Source organism: Xanthobacter sp. NM-59, assembly GCF_021401125.1.
Classification (GTDB): domain Bacteria; phylum Pseudomonadota; class Alphaproteobacteria; order Rhizobiales; family Xanthobacteraceae; genus Xanthobacter.
In genome coordinates this window covers 264,941-282,718 of the sequence record NZ_JACBFQ010000002.1, presented here as the reverse complement: position 1 = coordinate 282,718, position 17,778 = coordinate 264,941, and the positions used below count along the sequence as shown (strand labels likewise).

Annotated in this window: 16 protein-coding genes; 10 read left to right on the top strand and 6 right to left on the bottom strand. The window is 69.2% G+C overall.

The genetic code is table 11. From position 1 onward, the window contains the following. Positions 1-187 precede the first annotated feature (187 nt). Entirely contained in the window at positions 188-1,054 is an 867-nt protein-coding gene (locus tag L0966_RS06605; RefSeq protein WP_234051071.1) for a type 1 glutamine amidotransferase, read from the top strand. A 24-nt stretch (positions 1,055-1,078) separates the two neighbouring features. Here L0966_RS06605 and L0966_RS06600 read toward each other — a convergent pair whose 3' ends face one another. Both L0966_RS06600 and L0966_RS06595 read right to left on the bottom strand, forming a co-directional pair. After that, positions 1,079-2,437: a DEAD/DEAH box helicase gene (locus L0966_RS06600; protein WP_234051070.1), complete on the bottom strand. Its 1,359-nt coding sequence runs from the start codon at positions 2,435-2,437 to the stop codon at positions 1,079-1,081. Then, positions 2,434-3,435 (bottom strand): adenosine kinase, encoded by a 1,002-nt coding sequence (locus L0966_RS06595; protein WP_234051069.1) that lies wholly within the window; start codon positions 3,433-3,435, stop codon positions 2,434-2,436. Before L0966_RS06595 ends, L0966_RS06600 begins: the two co-directional genes overlap by 4 nt. A gap of 273 nt (positions 3,436-3,708) precedes the next feature. Here L0966_RS06595 and L0966_RS06590 point away from each other — a divergent pair, with 273 nt between their 5' ends. The 5 genes from L0966_RS06590 (at position 3,709) to L0966_RS06570 (ending at position 9,843) form a co-directional block, all read left to right on the top strand. After that, a complete protein-coding gene (locus L0966_RS06590) occupies positions 3,709-4,815 on the top strand; it encodes a linear amide C-N hydrolase (protein WP_234051068.1) in 1,107 nt (368 codons plus the stop codon). Positions 4,816-4,976: 161 nt separating this feature from the next. After that, positions 4,977-6,320, top strand: coding sequence for a phosphoglucosamine mutase (gene glmM / locus L0966_RS06585; protein ID WP_234051067.1), 1,344 nt, complete (start codon positions 4,977-4,979; stop codon positions 6,318-6,320). Positions 6,321-6,560: 240 nt separating this feature from the next. Further along, positions 6,561-7,253: an outer membrane protein gene (locus L0966_RS06580; protein ID WP_234051066.1), complete on the top strand. Its 693-nt coding sequence runs from the start codon at positions 6,561-6,563 to the stop codon at positions 7,251-7,253. A 24-nt stretch (positions 7,254-7,277) separates the two neighbouring features. After that, a complete protein-coding gene (locus L0966_RS06575; protein ID WP_234051065.1) occupies positions 7,278-8,039 on the top strand; it encodes a gamma-glutamyl-gamma-aminobutyrate hydrolase family protein in 762 nt (253 codons plus the stop codon). Between the two features lie 154 nt (positions 8,040-8,193). Then, entirely contained in the window at positions 8,194-9,843 is a 1,650-nt protein-coding gene (locus L0966_RS06570; protein ID WP_234051064.1) for a DUF3300 domain-containing protein, read from the top strand. A gap of 559 nt (positions 9,844-10,402) precedes the next feature. Here the strand turns inward: L0966_RS06570 and L0966_RS06565 are convergent. Beyond that, positions 10,403-10,747: a hypothetical protein gene (locus L0966_RS06565; RefSeq protein ID WP_234051063.1), complete on the bottom strand. Its 345-nt coding sequence runs from the start codon at positions 10,745-10,747 to the stop codon at positions 10,403-10,405. Positions 10,748-10,850: 103 nt separating this feature from the next. Continuing rightward, complete coding sequence (locus L0966_RS06560) at positions 10,851-11,636, bottom strand: response regulator (RefSeq protein WP_234051062.1); 786 nt, start codon at positions 11,634-11,636, stop codon at positions 10,851-10,853. 306 nt (positions 11,637-11,942) lie between these two features. Between L0966_RS06560 and L0966_RS06555 the strand changes: the two genes are divergently transcribed. The 3 genes from L0966_RS06555 to L0966_RS06545 all read left to right on the top strand — a co-directional run bounded on the left by L0966_RS06555 (position 11,943) and on the right by L0966_RS06545 (position 15,019). Then, positions 11,943-13,658 carry a sensor histidine kinase gene (locus L0966_RS06555; RefSeq protein WP_234051061.1) on the top strand — a complete coding sequence of 572 codons (1,716 nt, stop codon included), beginning with the start codon at positions 11,943-11,945 and terminating at the stop codon, positions 13,656-13,658. A gap of 209 nt (positions 13,659-13,867) precedes the next feature. Next, complete coding sequence (locus L0966_RS06550) at positions 13,868-14,149, top strand: general stress protein (protein WP_234051060.1); 282 nt, start codon at positions 13,868-13,870, stop codon at positions 14,147-14,149. Positions 14,150-14,425: 276 nt separating this feature from the next. Next, entirely contained in the window at positions 14,426-15,019 is a 594-nt protein-coding gene (locus L0966_RS06545) for a sigma-70 family RNA polymerase sigma factor (RefSeq protein ID WP_234051059.1), read from the top strand. Between the two features lie 503 nt (positions 15,020-15,522). Here L0966_RS06545 and L0966_RS06540 read toward each other — a convergent pair. Both L0966_RS06540 and gloB read right to left on the bottom strand, forming a co-directional pair. After that, complete coding sequence (locus L0966_RS06540) at positions 15,523-15,969, bottom strand: cupin domain-containing protein (RefSeq protein ID WP_234051058.1); 447 nt, start codon at positions 15,967-15,969, stop codon at positions 15,523-15,525. A gap of 3 nt (positions 15,970-15,972) precedes the next feature. After that, a complete protein-coding gene (gloB, locus tag L0966_RS06535) occupies positions 15,973-16,746 on the bottom strand; it encodes a hydroxyacylglutathione hydrolase (RefSeq protein WP_234051057.1) in 774 nt (257 codons plus the stop codon). A 216-nt stretch (positions 16,747-16,962) separates the two neighbouring features. Between gloB and L0966_RS06530 the strand changes: the two genes are divergently transcribed. Then, a complete protein-coding gene (locus L0966_RS06530) occupies positions 16,963-17,694 on the top strand; it encodes a methyltransferase domain-containing protein (protein WP_234051303.1) in 732 nt (243 codons plus the stop codon). The last annotated feature ends 84 nt before the right edge of the window (positions 17,695-17,778 follow it).

Genomic DNA, 17,778 nt, shown 5'->3' with positions numbered 1-17,778 from the left:
ATCGCCTTCCTCGAAGGCCGTGGTGAAAGGGCCGCGACACCTCGGGGGCCGCGAGAGCTTGCGTTCCCGTCGCGCGGGGTGGCCCGCTTGCGGCCGGGGAATGCCGCAAGCCCTGACGTTAACGCATTTTCCGGACGCAAGCCGGTATCCAGTTCGTCCGAACATGCCTCCAGGATCCGACGCCATCATGCCTGCCCCACGCCTGCTCGTCGTCGAAGGAAACACCGCCGAAGCCCGCGCCCGCCAGATCCATTTCGGTGGTCAGGCCGCGAGCGAAGGCTATGCCCAGCTGCTGCGCGAGCTGGCCCCCGGCGCCACCGTGGACATCTGCTATCCGGCCGATCCCGGCGCCAACCTGCCCGACAGCGCGGGGCTGGAGGGGTATGACGGCATCGCCATCACCGGCTCGTCGCTCAACATCTATCATGGCGGGCCGGAGGTGGAGCAGCAGCTCGACCTCATCCGGGCCGCGTTTGCCACCGGAGTGCCGCTGTTCGGCAGCTGCTGGGGCCTGCAATTGCTCACGGCGGCGGCGGGTGGCAGCGTGCGGCTCAATCCGCGCGGGCGGGAGGTGGGCTTCGGCCGCCGCATCCGCCAGACCACCCATGGCCAGGGCCACGCCATGTTCGCCGACAAGCCCCTGGTGTTCGAGGCCATGACCGTGCACCTGGACGAGGTGGAAGCCCTGCCCGAAGGGGCGCGGCTGCTGGCCACCAACGACCATTCCCAGGTGCAGGCGGCGGAGTTCACGGCCGGCCTGTCCACCTGCTGGGCGGTGCAGTACCACCCCGAATATCCCTTCCGCGAGATGGCGGCCATCTTCCGCCGCCTGCGGCCCTCCCTGGTGGCGGAAGGCTTCTTTTCCGATGAGGAGGAGGAGGCCGCCTTCATCGCCGACCTGGAGCATTTTGAGCGCGAGCCCGGCAACAAGGCCCTGGCGTGGCGCTGCGGCATCGATGGGGCGGTGATCTCCAAGGACAAGCGGACGGTCGAAATCCGCAACTGGGTCGAGCGCCTGGTGCTGCCCACCCGCGCCGCCCGCGCCCGGGGCTGAGCGCCGGGAGAGGGGGCGGGTGCCTTATTCCTCCTCCGCCTCGAAATGCTCCATGAAGGCGGCCACGCGCCGGTCCACCCGCACGTCGGAACCGCGAATGGGGCGCACCAAGGACAGGCCCTCGATGGAGCGGGCGCGGGAAAGGGCCACATAGGCCTGGCCGGGCGCGAAGGCGCCTTCGCCGAAATCGATGCGCACGTCGTCCAGGGTCAGGCCCTGGGCCTTGTGCATGGTCAGCGCCCAGGCAGGGGCGAGGGGAAGCTGGGTATAGGTGCCCACCACCTGCGCCTCGATGCGACCGGTGCGCTCGTCCCACCCATAGCGGATGCGCTCCCAGGTGAAGGCGTCCACCTCCACGGTGGGGCCGGTATCCAGCTTCACCAGGGCGCTGGAAAGGCCGAGGCCCACCACCGTGCCCACCGAGCCATTGACCCAGCGCCGGGCCGGATCGTTGCGCAGCGCCATCACCCGGGCGCCGCGCTTCAGCACCAGCTTTTCCGCCACGGGCAGGCGATCACCCTCCAGGCCGAACTCGCCCTTCAGCAAGCCGGAGAATTCCCGCCCGCTGTCCTGCAGGGCGGCGAGGCCGCGCGCGTTATAGGCATCGGCGCGGGCATTGGTGGGGGTCAAAAGAACCGGCAGCGCGCCCTCGCGATGAGGCCGCACGCAGGCTTCGTTGAGCGCCTCCGCCGCCTCCCGCGCGCCGCGCCCGCGCCGGAGCGCATCCAGCATGGAGATGAAGGCGCGGTCGGTCTGCCGGTGCACATGGGTGAACGGCACGCCGGTCGTGGCGAGGTCCGCCAAAGCCTTGGCATGGAAGGCGAAGGGGCCTTCATAGCCCATGCGCTCCAGCATCTCCTGCTCGGCCATGGGCACCACGGGCGGAAGCTGCAGAAAGTCGCCCACCAGCACCATCTGCACGCCGCCGAAGGGCTCGGAATTGTCGCGGGCGATGCGCAGGGAGATGTCCACCGCGTCGAGCAAATCGGCCCGCACCATGGAGATCTCGTCGATGATGACGCGGTCGAGCTTCTTCAGGAGGCGGCGCACCTGCACGCGCGGCTTCACCTCGTCGGGATTGAGCAGGCGCGGGGGAATGCCGAAGAAGGAATGGATGGTCTGCCCACCCACCTGCAGCGCCGCCACGCCGGTGGGGGCGAGGAACACCTGCCGCCCCAAGGAACGCCCCATGGGCGCCTTGCGCAGCTCATGCAGGAAGGTGGTCTTGCCCGTGCCGGCGCCGCCCAGCACCATGAGGGTGGGCGCGCGCGCAGTGATGGCGGCCAGCGCCCGCCCCGACTGTCCGCCGGGATCGGCAAGGGGCGCTGGCGGGGGCGCTGGCCGTATCGTGGGCGGGGGGCCGCCTTGTCCGGCCTCGCTCACGAGATGAGGCCGGCCTCGCGGGCGAGGTCGATGAGGTTGCGCTGCGGCCGGGCGCCGAGCTGGGTGATGATCTCGCCCGCCGCCAGGGCGCCGATGCGCAGGCTGGTGGCCGGGTCGAGCCCGCGCGTGTCGCCGGCCAGGAAGCCGGCGGCGAACAGGTCGCCGGCGCCGGTGGTGTCCACCACCCGTTCCACGGGCACGGCGGGCACGCTCACCACCGCCCCGGCGGTGACGAAGGAGGCGCCCTTCTCCGAGCGGGTCACCACCGCTTCCTTGGCGTCCTTGCGCAGGGCGACGAGGGCGGTATCGAAATCGGCGGTTTCGTAGAGCGACTTCAGCTCTGCCTCGTTGCAGAAGGTGAGGTCCACCGTGCCGGAGCGGATCAGCTCCAGGAACTCTGCCCGGTAGCGGTCCACGCAGAAGGAGTCGGAGAGGGTGAGGGCGACCTTGCGGCCGGCGCCATGGGCGATTTTCGCGGCGGCGAGGAAGGCCTCCTTGGCCGCCGGCGGATCCCACAGATAGCCTTCCAGATAGGTGACGGCGGCGCTTTCCACCATCTCCTTCTGGATGTCGGCGGGGGTGAGGTCCTGGGCGGCGCCCAGGAAGGTGTTCATGGTGCGCTCGCCGTCGGGCGTCACCAGGATGAGGCAGCGGGCGGTGGCGGCGCCATTGGCGGCGGCGGGCGTGGCATAGGCGACGCCGGCGGCGCGGATGTCGTGGCCGAACACGGTGCCCAGCCCATCATCCTTCACCTTGCCGATGAAGCCGGCGCGGGCGCCCAGCGCCGCAACACCCACGGCGGTGTTGGCGGCCGAGCCACCAGAAATCTCGGTGCCGGGCCCCATGGCGCCGTAGATCGCCTCCGCCCGCGGCTCGTCGATCAGCGCCATGCCGCCCTTGTTCATGTCGTGGGTGGCCAGGAAGTCATCCTCTGCCCGCGCGAGCACGTCGACGATGGCGTTACCGATGGCGAGAACATCGAGCTTGGAAGCAGACACGGTCGGCAATCTCCGGAAAAGCGTCGCGGAGCGGTAGCATCGGCGCGGGGTGATGCGCAATGCGGAGCGTTAACCCTCTTGCCAGCGCGACGGCCTTCAAGGGAGCCTCCGGGGGTGTCGGCAAGGGGCGCACCCTTTATGGTGACGGGCGCAATTACGACCGCCCATTCGCCATCAAGAGGCGGGCGGCAGGGGGCAGCGTCGCGTTTGGTCCCTTTACGTCGTGCGTCCGGGCCTGATCCACACCTTGATGACTGCAGGAAGGATGACCCCATGCGGAAGATGAAGCACACGGCCACCGCCCTCCTCGCCGGCACGGCGCTGCTGGTGCAGGGCATGGCCGCCTCGGCCTGCACCTCGCTGATCCTGAAGGCGAAGGATGGCGGCGTGGTCTATGGCCGCACCATGGAGTTCAGCCTGCCGCTGCAGTCGCAGGCCATGGTGATGCCGCGCAATGTCGCGCTCACCGGCACCGGCCCCACCGGGCAGGCCGGCACCGGCCTGAGCTGGACCGGCAAATATGCCGCCGTCGGCCTCAATGGCGTGGGCATGAAGATCTTCGTGGACGGCATGAACGAGAAGGGCCTCGCCGGCGGGCTGCTCTACCTGCCCGGCCTCGCCAAGTTCCAGGACGTGACGCCGGCGGAGGCCAAGAACTCCATCGCCTCGTTTGAGATGCTCACCTACGTGCTCACCTCCTTCGCCACGGTGGCGGAGGTGAAGGCGGCCATGCCGAAGATCAAGGTGAGCGCGGCGCCACAGGAAACCTTCAAGGGCCCGGTGCCGGTGCACATGACGCTGCACGATGCCAGCGGCGCCAGCCTGGTGGTGGAATATGTGGGCGGCGAGCTGCACATGTACGACAACCCCACCGGCGTGCTCACCAACGCCCCCGGCTTCGACTGGCACCTGGCCAATCTCGGCCAATATGTGAATCTTGGCGCGGCCGAGCCGGATTCCATGAGCGTGGGTCCGCTCACCATCTCGCCGCCGTCCACGGGCGCGGGGCTGCACGGCCTGCCCGGAGATGTGCTCTCGCCCTCGCGCTTCGTGCGCGCCTTCTTCTTCTCGCGCTTCGCGCCCCAGCCGGCGACCGTGGATGAGGGGCTGACCACCGTGCGCCACATCATGAGCTCGTTCGACATCGCTCCCGGCTCGGTGGTGACGCAGTCGGATTCCGCCGCCGGCGGTGGCGTTTCCGGCAACGAGCTGACCGAGTGGACGGTTTATGCGGACCTGAAGAACATGCGCTACACCTTCACCACTTACGGTAATCCCGCCTTGCAGGCGATCGACATGGCCAAGGTGAAGCTGGACGGCAAGGAGCCGGGCCTGTTCCCCCTCGCCGCCACGCCGGCGCCGACGCCCATCGGGCAGTGACCACGAAAACGACATGATGGCGAAGCTCTGATCCGCTCCGCCCCGCGCAAACCCTGTGAAATGCAGTCACGAGATGTGATCGCGCGGCGGGCGAAGGGATGCTAAGCCATCACGATACCGGGAGGCGGGCCTCAGGCTGGCCCCAGCATGTATGAGGGGACATGTCGCGCAAGTATTTCGGCACCGATGGGGTGCGTGGACGTGCCAATACGACGCTCACCGCCGATATCGCGCTGCGGGTCGGGATGGCCGCGGGCCTCACCTTCCGTCGCGGCGATCACCGCCACCGGGTCGTGATCGGCAAGGACACCCGCCTCTCGGGCTACATGATCGAGAATGCGCTGGTGGCTGGCTTCACCTCCGTGGGCATGGAGGTGCTGCTGCTTGGCCCCATGCCGACCCCGGCCGTGGGCCTGCTCACCCGCTCCATGCGGGCTGATCTCGGGGTGATGATCTCCGCCTCCCACAACCCGTTCGACGACAACGGCATCAAGCTGTTCGGGCCCGATGGCTTCAAGCTCTCCGACGAGACGGAGCGGGAGATCGAGGCGCTGATCGACCAGGATCTCTCCCGCCACCTGGCCAGGCCGGCCGAGATCGGCCGCGCCCGCCGGCTGGAGGGCGTGCACGCCCGCTACATCGAATATGCCAAGGGCACGCTGCCGCGCGATCAGAAGTTCGACGGCCTGCGGGTGGTGGTGGACTGCGCCAATGGCGCGGCCTATCGCGTCGCGCCGGAAGCCTTGTGGGAACTGGGCGCGGAGGTGGTTTCCATCGGCGTCGATCCGGACGGGCTCAACATCAACCGCGATGTGGGCTCCACCTCGCCCGAGGCGCTCAGCGCCAAGGTGCGGGAGGTGCGCGCCGATATCGGCATCGCCCTCGACGGGGACGCCGACCGGGTCATCCTGGTGGACGAGAAGGGCCATCTGGTGGATGGCGACCAGCTCATGGCCGTGGTGGCCGAGAGCTTCAAGGCCGATGGTCGGCTCTCCGGCAACGGCATCGTCGCCACGGTCATGTCCAATCTGGGCCTGGAGCGGCACCTCAACGCGCAGGGCATCGGCCTCGCCCGCGCCGCCGTGGGCGACCGCTACGTGCTCGAGCGCATGCGCGCCGAGGGCTATAATGTGGGTGGCGAGCAGTCCGGCCACATCATCCTCACCGACTTCTCGACCACAGGCGACGGCCTCGTGGCGGCGCTGCAGGTGCTTGCGGTGGTGGCGCGGCAGGGCCGGCCGGTATCCGAGGTGTGCCACCGTTTCGACCCGCTGCCGCAGGTGCTGAAGAATGTGCGCTATGGCAACGGCATGCCGCTGGAGGATGCCAATGTGCAGACCACCATCGCCGATGCCGAGCGGCGCCTGTCCAATCGCGGCCGCCTGCTGATCCGCCGCTCCGGCACCGAGCCGGTGATCCGCGTGATGGGCGAGGGTGATGACCGCGACCTGATCGAGGAAGTGGTGGACGAGGTCATTGACGCCCTGAAGCGCGTGGCGGCCTGAAGCCGCGCGGCGAAGCGCCGACAGATCCCGCGATAACGCGAAGGCCGGGCTTGTCCCGGCCTTCGGCGTTCTTGAGGGCTGCCTTCGTGCCGCGCCCCAGGGACGGCCAAGCATAGACCTCCCCGGATGCCGGATTCCGCAGGCGCCACTCCGGCTTTAACTTCCCATCAGGGTTAATTCGACTTTAAGCCTTCCCGTGCGAGCCTTTCCCCATCGAGACAGTGATGCGGTGGGTGCGTGATGTGGCGTTCGGTTTCCGTACTGGCGGCGACTCTTCTTCTTGCTCCGGTTGTCGCCGCGCGGGCGGATGACGACATGCCGCTGCTGGGCAAGGCCGGTGACTTCTCCCTCGCCCCGCCGGACGTGGCGGAAGAGGGCGCGGCCGGCTGGTACCTGCGCGCCGACGCGGGCTATGTGGCCGGCTATGTGGACGGCTCCTTCGACACGCTGTTCACCGGCGCCCTGCCCACGGGCGGCTCGGGGCATTCCTCGGGCTGGTCCATCGGCGCCGGTCTTGGTTATCGCTTCACGCCCTGGCTGCGGGCGGAAGTGGGCATCGATTATCTCAACCTTGGCGGCGTCGACACGGTGCTGGGGCGCTTCGAGGCCGATTCAACGGTGGCGCTCGCCAGCCTGTACTGGGATGTCATCACCTTGGCCGGCTTCACGCCCTATCTCAGCGGCGGGGTGGGCTTTGCTATCGACCAGATCACGCCGCCGGCGGGCCTGCCCAGCTTCGGCGACGACTGGCGCTTTGCCTGGAGCCTGGGGGCCGGCGTGTCCTACGCTGTGTCGAACACCTGGACCATCGACCTCGGATACCGCTATGTGAGCCTTGGCGCCCCGGACCTGCCGGGCATCACGGGCGTCGGCATCGACGAGCTGGGCGGCCATCAGTTGCGCCTCGGCGTGCGCTACAGCCTGGGCGAGTGAGCGGGTTCCGGGAGCTTTGCGAAAATGGCTGAAGGCAAGCCGCTGGTGGCCGTGGTCGGCGACCTGAAGGACGAGACCGAGCTGCCCTATTTCATGGTGGGCGAGAAATATGCGCGGGCGGTCTATGACTTCGCCGGCTGCCTGCCCGTCATGGCGCTGCCGGTGATGGCGCCGGGCGCATTCGAGGCGGACATTGACGCCCTGCTCGGCCATGTGGATGGATTCTTCTTCACCGGCAGCCCTTCCAATGTGCATCCGAGCCACTGGAACGGGCCGGAAGATGCGCCGGGGCCGTTCGACCCCACCCGTGACCGCTTCGCGCTGGGGCTGATTCGGGCGGCGGTGGCGCGCGGCATGCCGTCGCTCTTCATCTGTCGCGGCTTTCAGGAATTCAACGTGGCCCTGGGCGGCACCCTGCATGCCCGCCTTGCCGACCAGCCCGGGCGCATGAACCACCATTCGCCCGAGGAAGGGCCGCTCGACCTGCAATATGGGCCCCTGCACGAGGTGGAACTGACACCGTCCTCGCCCCTGGAGGCGACCTTCGGGGCGGCGCGGTTTTCGGTGAATTCCCTGCATTATCAGGGGCTCGACACGGTGGGGGAGGGGCTCTCGGTGGAAGCTCTCGCGCCCGACGGCACCGTGGAGGCCGTGTCGCTGCGCGATCATCCCTTCGCGGTGGGGGTGCAGTGGCATCCCGAATACAAGCCCGCTTTGTCGGCGCCCAATGCGCGCCTGCTCGCCGCCTTCGGCGCCGCCGTGCGCGCCCGCCGCGCGGGGCGCTGAGGCTGGCTCCGGGATCGCCCGGGGGCGCGCTGGGCAGCAGCTGGCTGCGCGGCGTGTCCCAGCCCTGTGCGGCCCGTCCCAAGATTGATCCAGCGCCTTGCGGCGCGCCCTCAATCAGCGTTGGATCTGCGCCGTGGTGACGCTGGAGACAGGGATGACGAGCTGCGTTCGCAAAAAGGGGCCGCCGGCCTGGGCCGGCAACTGGTCGCGCATGGCGGTTGCTGCGGTGTTCGGCTGGTCGGCCGCGGTCGGGCCCGCTTTGGCGCAGAGCCCCGAGGCGCCCGCGGCGGCCACTCCGGCGCCCGCTGCGGAGGCTTCGCCCGCGCCCACCCAGGCACCGCCCCTTCCGGCGCAGGTGCCGGCCGCGGCGCCGGAGCTCGCGCCCGAGCTCTACACCCTGGCCGAGCTGGAATTCCTGCTGGCGCCCATCGCCCTTTATCCGGATCCGCTGCTGGCCATCCTGCTGCCCGCCGCCGCGTTCCCGGACCAGATCGTTGCCGCCTATCGCTGGGTGGAGCGCAATCCCAATACGGCGCGCCACGGCGACCTGTCGGCCCTGGACGGCAAGCCTTGGGATTCCTCCGTGAAGGCGCTCACGCGCTTCCCGGATGTGCTGAAGAACCTCTACAAGCACATGGAATGGACGGAATCCCTCGGCTTCGCCTTCATCAAGCAGCCGCAGGACGTGTCCAACGCCATTCAGATGCTGCGCGCGCAGGCCGAGCAGGTGGGCAACCTCGCCACCACGCCGCAGCAGGTGGTGACCACCCGCGAGGATGCCGGCCAGCGCACCATCTATATCCAGCCGGCCAATCCGGAGCGCGTCTACGTGCCGGTCTACAATCCCAATACCGCGTTCAACACCTTTGCCGCCGGGGCCCTGGGCTTCGGGGCAGGGGTGCTGGTGGGCTCGAGCTGGAACAATCGCTGGGGCTGGAACAACCGGGGTTGGAACACCATCTGGGTGGCCCCGCCCGCCTGGCATCAGCCGCCCCATTGGGGCTGGGGCCCGGGGCCGCGTCCGCGCCCGCCGGCCTGGGGGCCTGGCCCGTGGCACCCCCGCCCGCCGCACAGCCGGCCTGACGCCGGCCGCCCGGGGCGGCCCGACCGGCCGGCCATGCGTCCGCCGTCCCGTCCCGGTGGCGGCACGTGGCAAGGCAACCGGCCGGGCAATCGCCCGATCATCAACCGGCCCGAAATCAACATCAATCAGCCCGGCAATAGCGGCATTATCATCAACCGCCCGGACAACCGCCCCGGTACGCGCCCCGAAATCAACCGCCCGGATGTGAACCGCCCCGGCAACCGTCCGGACGGCCGCCCGGGCACGCGCCCGGAGATCAACCGGCCGAACATCAACCGTCCGGAGGGTCGCCCGGGCACGCGGCCGGAGATCAATCGTCCGGACAACCGCCCCGGCACGCGGCCGGAGATCAACCGGCCGAACATCAACCGTCCGGAGGGTCGCCCGGGCACGCGGCCGGAGATTAATCGTCCGAACGTGAACCGGCCGGAGAGCCGTCCCGGCAACACGCCGAATGTGAACCGCCCGAACGTCAATCGCCCCAGCGCGAATCGTCCGGAGAGCCGGCCCGCGGCAAACCGTCCGAACGTGAATCGTCCGAACGCCAACCGTCCCAATGCCGGGCAGAACCGTCCCGCCAACCGTCCGAACGCGCAGCGCCAGCAGCCTCGTGCCAATGCGCCTCATCACGCCCGGCCGAAGCAGCACGCCAGACCCCAGCAGAGGGCAAATCCCCAGCAGCGCGCCCGGCCGCAGACCAACCGGCGCAACAACAACTGAGACCGAAGGCCCGTGCGCACTACTCACGGGCCTTCTGCCATCCGGCGCTAAAGCGAGCCCATTGGGCTGGCGCAAAGGCCTGTGGGAAGGGGAGGTGGGCGAAACGGCTTTCTCCCGCTCGCACGGCGGGTTGGCGGCGTGGCGGGAGCCCGCGTCGAGGCGGATCGACAGCGCCGATCTCTGTCGCAGCGGACCAGGCTCACAAAGGCGCCTCTCGGGCGTTGGCGCGTGAAGCGTCGGGCGGGTCGCCGGCTGGAAGGCGCCTCAGCTCGATGGGCCGAAAGCATTCTCCCCGCTCCGCGAGCCGGAAGCATGATTGAGCCCGCCCGCATTCAGGGTGATGTCGCCCGTGTCGGCGCCCGCCGCCAAGCGGGAGCCGGGATCATGCGCCGGGGCGTGCGGGCGGTGAGCTCTCCCGTGGAGCCATCCGCCCATCAGCCGGCCTTCGGCCGCAGCGATGGGCCGGCCGGGGCGCCGCCGGTCCCCGCCAGAAAATCCGCCGCGGCTGCGCGGTCGCGAAATCAAGGCCCGGCGCGGCATCGTCGGGCGACAAGGCGCCTCAGCGGCGGAGCAGGATCTGCCCCAGGATGAGGCCGGCGCCGGCGGCGATGGCGCACGCGGTGAGCGGCCGCTCGCGGATGCTGGAGCGCAGCGATTCGCACTGCCCCTCGGCCCAGATGCCGGCGGTTTCCGCCTGCGCCTCGGCGGCAATGGCCACATCGTCGGCGGCCTGCCGGGCGCTTTCGCCCACTGCGTCCAGCAGGCGCGAAAGCTCGCCGCGCAGATGTTCCAGTTCCGCGCGCATGGCGTCCATGTCGAGGCCGGCGTCGGTCTTCGCGGCATCGGTTTTGGCGGCTTCGCTCTCAGTGGACGCGCTCTTGGCGGCTGCGGACTTCTCAACCATGGCAAAGCTCCTGCTGCGGGTGCGGCGCGGAGGATGCGCCAGAACCCAAGGAAACGGCAAGGGAACGGCAAGGGAAGGACAAGGGACGGGCGGAGCGTTCCGCTCAGGCGATGCGGGCGACGGGTTCGGGCGCGCCGCGGGCCTGATGGAAGAACAGGGCCTGGGCGATGGTGGCCTTCACCGTTTCCGAAAGGAATGGCTTGGTGATGAGATAAGTGGGCTCCGGCCGCTCGCCGGTCAGCAGGCGGTCCGGGAAAGCGGTGATGAAGATCACCGGCACGTCGCGCGAGCCCAGAATGTCGTTCACCGCATCCACCCCGGACGAGCCGTCGGCCAGCTGGATATCCGCCAGAACCAGGCCGAAATCGCAGCTTTCGGCCAGTTCCACGGCCTTGGAATGGGTGGGCGCGACGCCGATCACCTCATGCCCGAGGTCGCTCACCATGCTCCGGAGGTCGAGGGCGATCACCCATTCGTCCTCGATGATGAGCACGCGGGTGGCGGTCTGGCGGTCGATGTCCCGCTGGGCGGCGATCACCTGGGCTTCCACCTCCTCGATGGAGATGCCGAGAATGCTCGCGGCCTCGGTATAGGAGAAGCCTTCCATGGCGGTCAGGAGGAACGCCACCCGGGAAGACAGGTCCATGGACTGTAGCCGCTGATCGGCGCGCAGGTCCGGTGCCCCGGCGGCCTTGCGGTTCCACACCCGGTGGAAGGCCCGATAATAGGCGACGCGGGGCGAAATCCCTTCATCCAGAGCCACCCGGCCTTCGACCAGGGCCTGGAGTGTGTCCCTGACGGCGCCGTCGCCGGCTTGCTGGGAGCCCAGCAGCGCGCGGGCATAGCGCCGAAGCGCGGGAAGCTGCTTCATGATCGAGGAATGCGGCATTCGCTGCTCCCTGATACTCGCCCCCCTGATGGATGACCCCTTCATGGACATGGCCCCTCCCCCAGATGTCTCGTGCATCGTTCTCGTGCATCGTTTTTTGGGCGTGTCGTGTTCGCCGAAGCAGCAGTCTTGACCACGAACCGGGCAATAAAAGGGACGTGATCGACGCCCCTCCGTCGGAAAGTTCCCGCGTGATCGGAACCTGCTGGCAACCCCTTGCATTGTAAACCGGATGAAATCTGGCTTCACCCGCCGCGTCGCGCGGATGCGGGCAGGGAACGATGGCAGGTCACGTCGGAGCTGTCGATGGAGTGGGTGAAGGCGCAGGCGGTGCGCGCGCGCCATAAGGAGCGCGGCGCGATCTTCGAGGCGGCGGCCGGCCATCCGCGCAGCCTTCTGGACAGCGTCCGCCGCCGTCTCATCGTCATGGTGCTGTTCGCCCTCGCCCCCATTGCGGGGCTCAATTTTGTCCAGGGCGCCCTCCAGCTCCAGGCAGCCCAGCAGGAGGCCCGCCAGCGCCTGCTCCAGCATGTGCTGACCGATGCCTCGACCCTGGAAAAAGTGTTCGCCTCCGCGGAGAACGTGCTGCGGGCCCTGCAGAATGTCGCCGATGTGCGCGAGGCTGGCCCCTCCTGCCAGGCCATTCTGCACGGCGCGGTGCTGAGCCTGCCTTTCGCCAGCAATATCGGCGTGATGAACCGCAACGGCGCGGTGGAATGCTCGGCCCTGCCGCTGGAGGCGCGCGATGTATCGGGCCAAGGCTGGTGGCGACAGGCGACGCGCGAGACGCGATTCCTGCTGTCGGAGCGGGTGTTCAGCCGGGCCGCCCAGACCGAGGTCCTGGTGGGGGTGCTGCCCCTTCGCGAGCGGGACGGCACCTTTTCCGGCGCCATCGGCCTGTCCATCGACGTGTCCTGGCTGGAAGCCCGGCTGCGCCGCGAGACTCCCGCCAGCCAGGGGGTGGTGGCGCTGTTCTCCGCCGAGGGCAAGGAACTGCTCTCCAACGCCCGGCAGGTCTCCGCCGTTCTGTTCGCCGGCAAGGAGATGACCGCCGATGCGGGTGGCCTGCGCGACGTGGGCACCGCCGATGGCCGCGACTACACCTTCGCCACCGCCCCCCTGGGCCGCGACGGGCTGGTGGCCGCCTTCGCCATGCCCACCAGCCGACTGTTCCGCTGGACCCTGCTCACGGTCGCCGCCAGCTTCGCTTTGCCCACGGTGATCGTGGTGGCGAGCATTATCGGCCTGTGGCTGGCGGTGGACCGCATCGTGCTGCAATGGCTGCTGTATCTGCGGCGGGTGACGGCGGTCTATGCCCAGGGCCACTACGCCTTCCGCCCCACCCGCATCGATGCCGCGCCCAGCGAGTTCCGCGCCCTCGGCCATGCGGTGGAGAACATGGCGCTGGCGGTGCGCGAGCGTGATGGCCAGCTGCGCCAGGCGCTGGCGGAAAAGACCGCGCTGGTGCGCGAGATCCACCACCGCATCAAGAACAGCCTGCAGATCGTGGTCAGCCTCATCAGCCTCTATGGCGCGGGAATGCGCGGTGATGACCGGCGCCGGTTCGACCAGCTGCGCACCCGCGTCAACACGCTGGCTTTGGTGCATCGCATCCTCTACGAGGCGGCCGACGGCTCGCAGGTGCGCCTGCGGGAGCTGCTGGGGGAGCTGGCGGCGTTGCTCGAGGGCGCCTGCGAGCGGCCGGCGCGGATCACCGTGGAAGCCCAGGATGCCGCGCTGCCCACCGACATGGCGGTGCCGCTCGCGCTGATGGTGGTGGAGATCGTGCTCGGCCTGACCGGTGGCAGCGAGAGCACGCTGCGGGCCGACAAGCCCGCCGCGTTGACGCTGACCGGCGGCCTGGCGGATGGCATGCTCTCCATCCGCGTGAGCGCGAATGTGCCGGAGGCGGCAACCACCGGCGACCTCGCCCACGGCTTTGCCGCGCAGCTGGGCGGCAGCCTGGTGCATGTGGCCGATGGGGCACGCATGGTCGTCACCGGCGCCTTTCCCTGCCGCTGAGCCGTCTTGCTCATTCCCGGACGATGGGCCGGGAACCTCTGCCGTTCTGCAACGTTCATGGTTATGCGACCGGATTTTGAGCCGACGCCCATTCCGGATCGTTCAGGCCCTCTCCAAACCCGGCCCAAGGCCATTCAGGGGAGCCGGCCCCCGGTCGCCAAGCCGGCCTCAGGCCGGACGCCAGCAGCAAGGGACCAGGAGCAGCAGTGATGGAAAAGGTTCAATCAAAGGCCCCATCCCACCGTGGCTTCGCGGCCATGGATGCGGAAAAGCAGCGCGCCATTGCCCGCAAGGGTGGGGAGAGCGTGCCCGCCGAGAAGCGCAGCTTCTTCCAGAACCGGGCGCTGGCCGCCGCCGCCGGCCGTAAGGGTGGGCAGAGCGTTTCGGATGACCAGCGCAGTTTCTCGCGTAACCGCACGCTCGCCTCGCAGGCGGGGCAGAAGGGCGGCCAGAAGCACGGCGGCCAGGGCTCCGGCAGCCGCAGCGCATGAGAGCATGGGCGCGGCGCGGCCCCCGCCGCGTGGGACCATGTCGCTTCACGCGAATGTGAAGCCGCACGCGCGTTCAGCGTGCGCCTTCCGCAAACGTCCACACTGGCTTAAGATGAGGCAGATGCGCAGCGCAGGCCGCGAGGGTGGGCGTTTCAACCGATGGCGAAAGTGCCATCACCCCCTTCGTGGTGAAGCAAGGCGCGTGCGGATCGCGCCGAAGGCCCGCCATTGGCGGATCGCAGGCGCACCCGGCATTTTCGTATGCGAGGGTTCGCCATGGACGTGACGCCACGCCCGCACGCGAGCAGCCCCGACAGTGAACCGCCCCTGCGCATGCAGGTGCTGGAGTTCCTGCCGGCGCTGCGTGCCTTCGCGCGTTCCCTGACCCGCAACCGCACCGAGGCGGACGATCTGGTTCAGGAAACGCTGCTGAAGGCGCTCGCCAATATCGATCGGTTCGATCCGGGCACCAATCTGCGGGCTTGGCTGTTCACGATCCTGCGCAACACCTACTACACCGACATGCGCAAGCGACGGCGCGAGAATGAGGGCCTGTCGGTGCTGGCCCAGCAGGACAGCAATGTGGGCCCCAGCCAGGACTGGTCCATGACCCTGCAATCCCTGGAAGAGGCGCTGACCCACCTGCCCGACGACCAGCGCGAGGCGCTGGTGCTGGTGGGTGCCGCGGGCCTCTCCTATGAGGAGGCGGCGGAGGTGTGCGGCTGCGCCCTCGGCACCATCAAGAGCCGCGTCAACCGGGCCCGCGCCAAGCTGCTGGTGCTGATGGGCGCCAGCGATACCGCCGACGTGGTGGAGGGCGACGCCATCGCCCTGTCCGCCGCCCATGGCGGCCGGGGCGGCGAGAGCTGACGGCGCCGCCCGGTGCGGGGCCGGGTGACCGGAGCCTGGGGCGCGCCGACGTCGGCGGCCTGCAGGCCTGTCCGGAACTCGGCGTGCGTCCTTCCAGCCGTGGCCGGAGAGCGTCCGGTGCTCGCCTCGACCGTGTGGAACGGTATCGAGTGAAGTGGATACCGGGGCGCCGATAAATAAAATAAATCAAGGAATTGTTGAATGCCCTCCAGCTTCGCGGCACGCGGAAATGGTCCGGTGTGCGGGCCATGAGGTTTGTCATGGGTCCGAGGGGCAAAGGCGCCCCGGGCTGGCCTCTCCGCTGTTCTCACCCGGCACACCCGTATCGGCCGGCCATTTGGTCTCTGGCTGCGGGCAGCAGGCCTTCGCTGATTTCCACGCGTGCGCTCAGGGACGCTCCGCTTGCCCCATGAGGGGCAACGGACGGGGCCGCGTCTCGCGGAGAGACAGCCCGGCTCAAAAAGCTGAAGCCCTTGGCCGATTTCGAAAAACGCCAGAAACCCTCAGCCCGGCGACCAGCCGGGTGGGGCCAGCTCGAAGCCGGCGAAGTCGAAGGCGGGGGCGACGGTGCAGCCGACGAGGGTCCAGGCCCCAGTGCTCACGGCCGCCTGCCACGCGAAGGCGGGCACGATGCCTTGCGGGCGTTCCCCCAGATGGAGCTTCGGCCCCAGCAGCAGGTCGCTGCGGCCTTTGTCATCGGCCACCGAAAGGGTGAGCGGCGCGCCGGCATGCCAATGCCAGATCTCCACCGCATCCACACGATGCCAGTGGGAGCGCTCTCCCGCCGCCAGCAGGAAATAGATGGCGGTGGAGCTTCCGCGCCCGCCGTCCGGTGCCACGTCGCGGAAGGTTTCGCGAAAATGGCCGCCTTCCGGGTGGGGCTGGAGGCCAAGCAGCGCGATGATGTCCGCCGCGGCAAGGCTGGGGTCCAGGGTATCGGCACGGTCCATGGCTCAGCCCTTGAAGTCGTTCTTGCGGGCGCGCAGTTCGGTGAACACCGCCGCCGGCTCCGCCCCGGCGAGCCCCAGCCGCTCGGCCAGGGCGGGATCGTCCGCCCGCAGGAAGGGGTTGGCCTTCAACTCGTCCTGGAGGCGCGAGGGCACGGTGGGGCGGCCTTCGGCGCGGGCCTGTTCCACCTGCGCGGCCAACGCCTTCAGGTCCCCATTATCCGGATCCACCGAGAGGGCGAAGCGGGCATTGGCCAGGGTGTATTCGTGCCCGCAATAGACGGAAAGGTCGCCCGGCAAAGCGCGCAGGCGGGCCAGGGAGTGCCACAGCACGGCCGGCTCGCACTCGAACGCGCGCCCGCAGCCCAGGGAGAACAGGGTGTCGCCGCTGAACAGCAGCCGCTCCCCCTCGAACAGATAGACCACATGGCCGAGCGTGTGCCCGGGCGTTTCCAGCACCCGGCCGACCAGGCCGCCGACGGCGACGGGGTCTCCATCCTCCACCACCACGTCGATGTCGGGAATGGCATCCGCCTCCTTGCGCGGGCCAACGACGGTGGCGCCATAGCGCGCCTTGAGCGCGGGGATGCCCTGCACATGGTCGGCGTGATGGTGGGTGACCAGCACCTCGGTGATGGCCCAGCCGGCTGCATCGGCGGCGGCGATGATGGCTTCCCCGTCGGGTGCGTCCACGACGGCGGTGGCTTCGGTCACGCAATCATGCAGCAGCACCGCATAATTGTCGCTGAGGCAGGGAACGAGACGGATCTCCGCCGGCACGAAAGGGTCCTCCGGGGCAGTGGCCCGCGGCGATGATAGCAGAGGCGTGGCGCTTGCGCCTGTCCCGCCTTTTGCACCGTCGCCGCGAGAAGCCTGGCGACCCGGCCGCGACGATGCTCTATTCATGGCCTTTGAACAACGGGCGCGGGCGCGCGCGTGGATCCGGACTTTCGCAGCATGTGGGATCTCGGCAGCCAGGGGATCGCGGGCAGCGGCATGAATCTCGACGTGGTCGACCTGCGCAACTTCTATGCCCAGCCGCTGGGCGTCATTACCCGGCGGCTGCTCGGACGCGCCATCCGCGCCCGCTTCGAGGACGTCACCGGCCTTTCCGTGCTCGGCCTGGGCTATGCCATCCCCTTTCTCGGCGTGTTCCGGGAGGAGGCGGAGCGCTGCATCGCGGTGATGCCCGCGGCTCAGGGCGTGGTGCGCTGGCCGTCCACCGGCCCCGCCCTCGCCGCCCTTTCCGATGAGCTGCTATTGCCCTTGCCCACCGCCAGCATGGACCGGGTGGTGGCGGTGCACGCTTTGGAAATGACCAGCAACCCCGCCGAAATGCTGCGCGAGGTGTGGCGCGTGCTGGCCCCCGGCGGGCGTCTGCTGGCGGTGGTGCCCAACCGGCGCGGCGTGTGGGCGCGGCTCGATACCACGCCCTTCGGCAATGGCCGGCCCTTCTCGCGTGGCCAGGTGGTGGGACTGCTGCGCGAGGCGCTGTTCACGCCCGTGGGGTGGAGCGAGGCGCTCTACGCCCCGCCCAGCCGCTGGTTTTTGCGCACGGCGGTCGCCTTTGAGCGGGTGGGCTCGCGCCTGTCGCTGCCCTTTTCCGGCGTGCTGGTGGTGGAAGCCACCAAGCAGCTCTATCGGCCGGTCATGATCCGCCGCACCCGCCTCGCGCCGGTGATGGAACCGGGCCTGGAACCCGCTTTGGGGCGCGTGCCCACAAGCTGAGCGCCCCCGCGCGCTCGGACAGGCCGCGCGGCGGTGTCGCGGCGAATGTCGAGGGGAACGTCGCTCCCTTGGCCGCATTCCGGC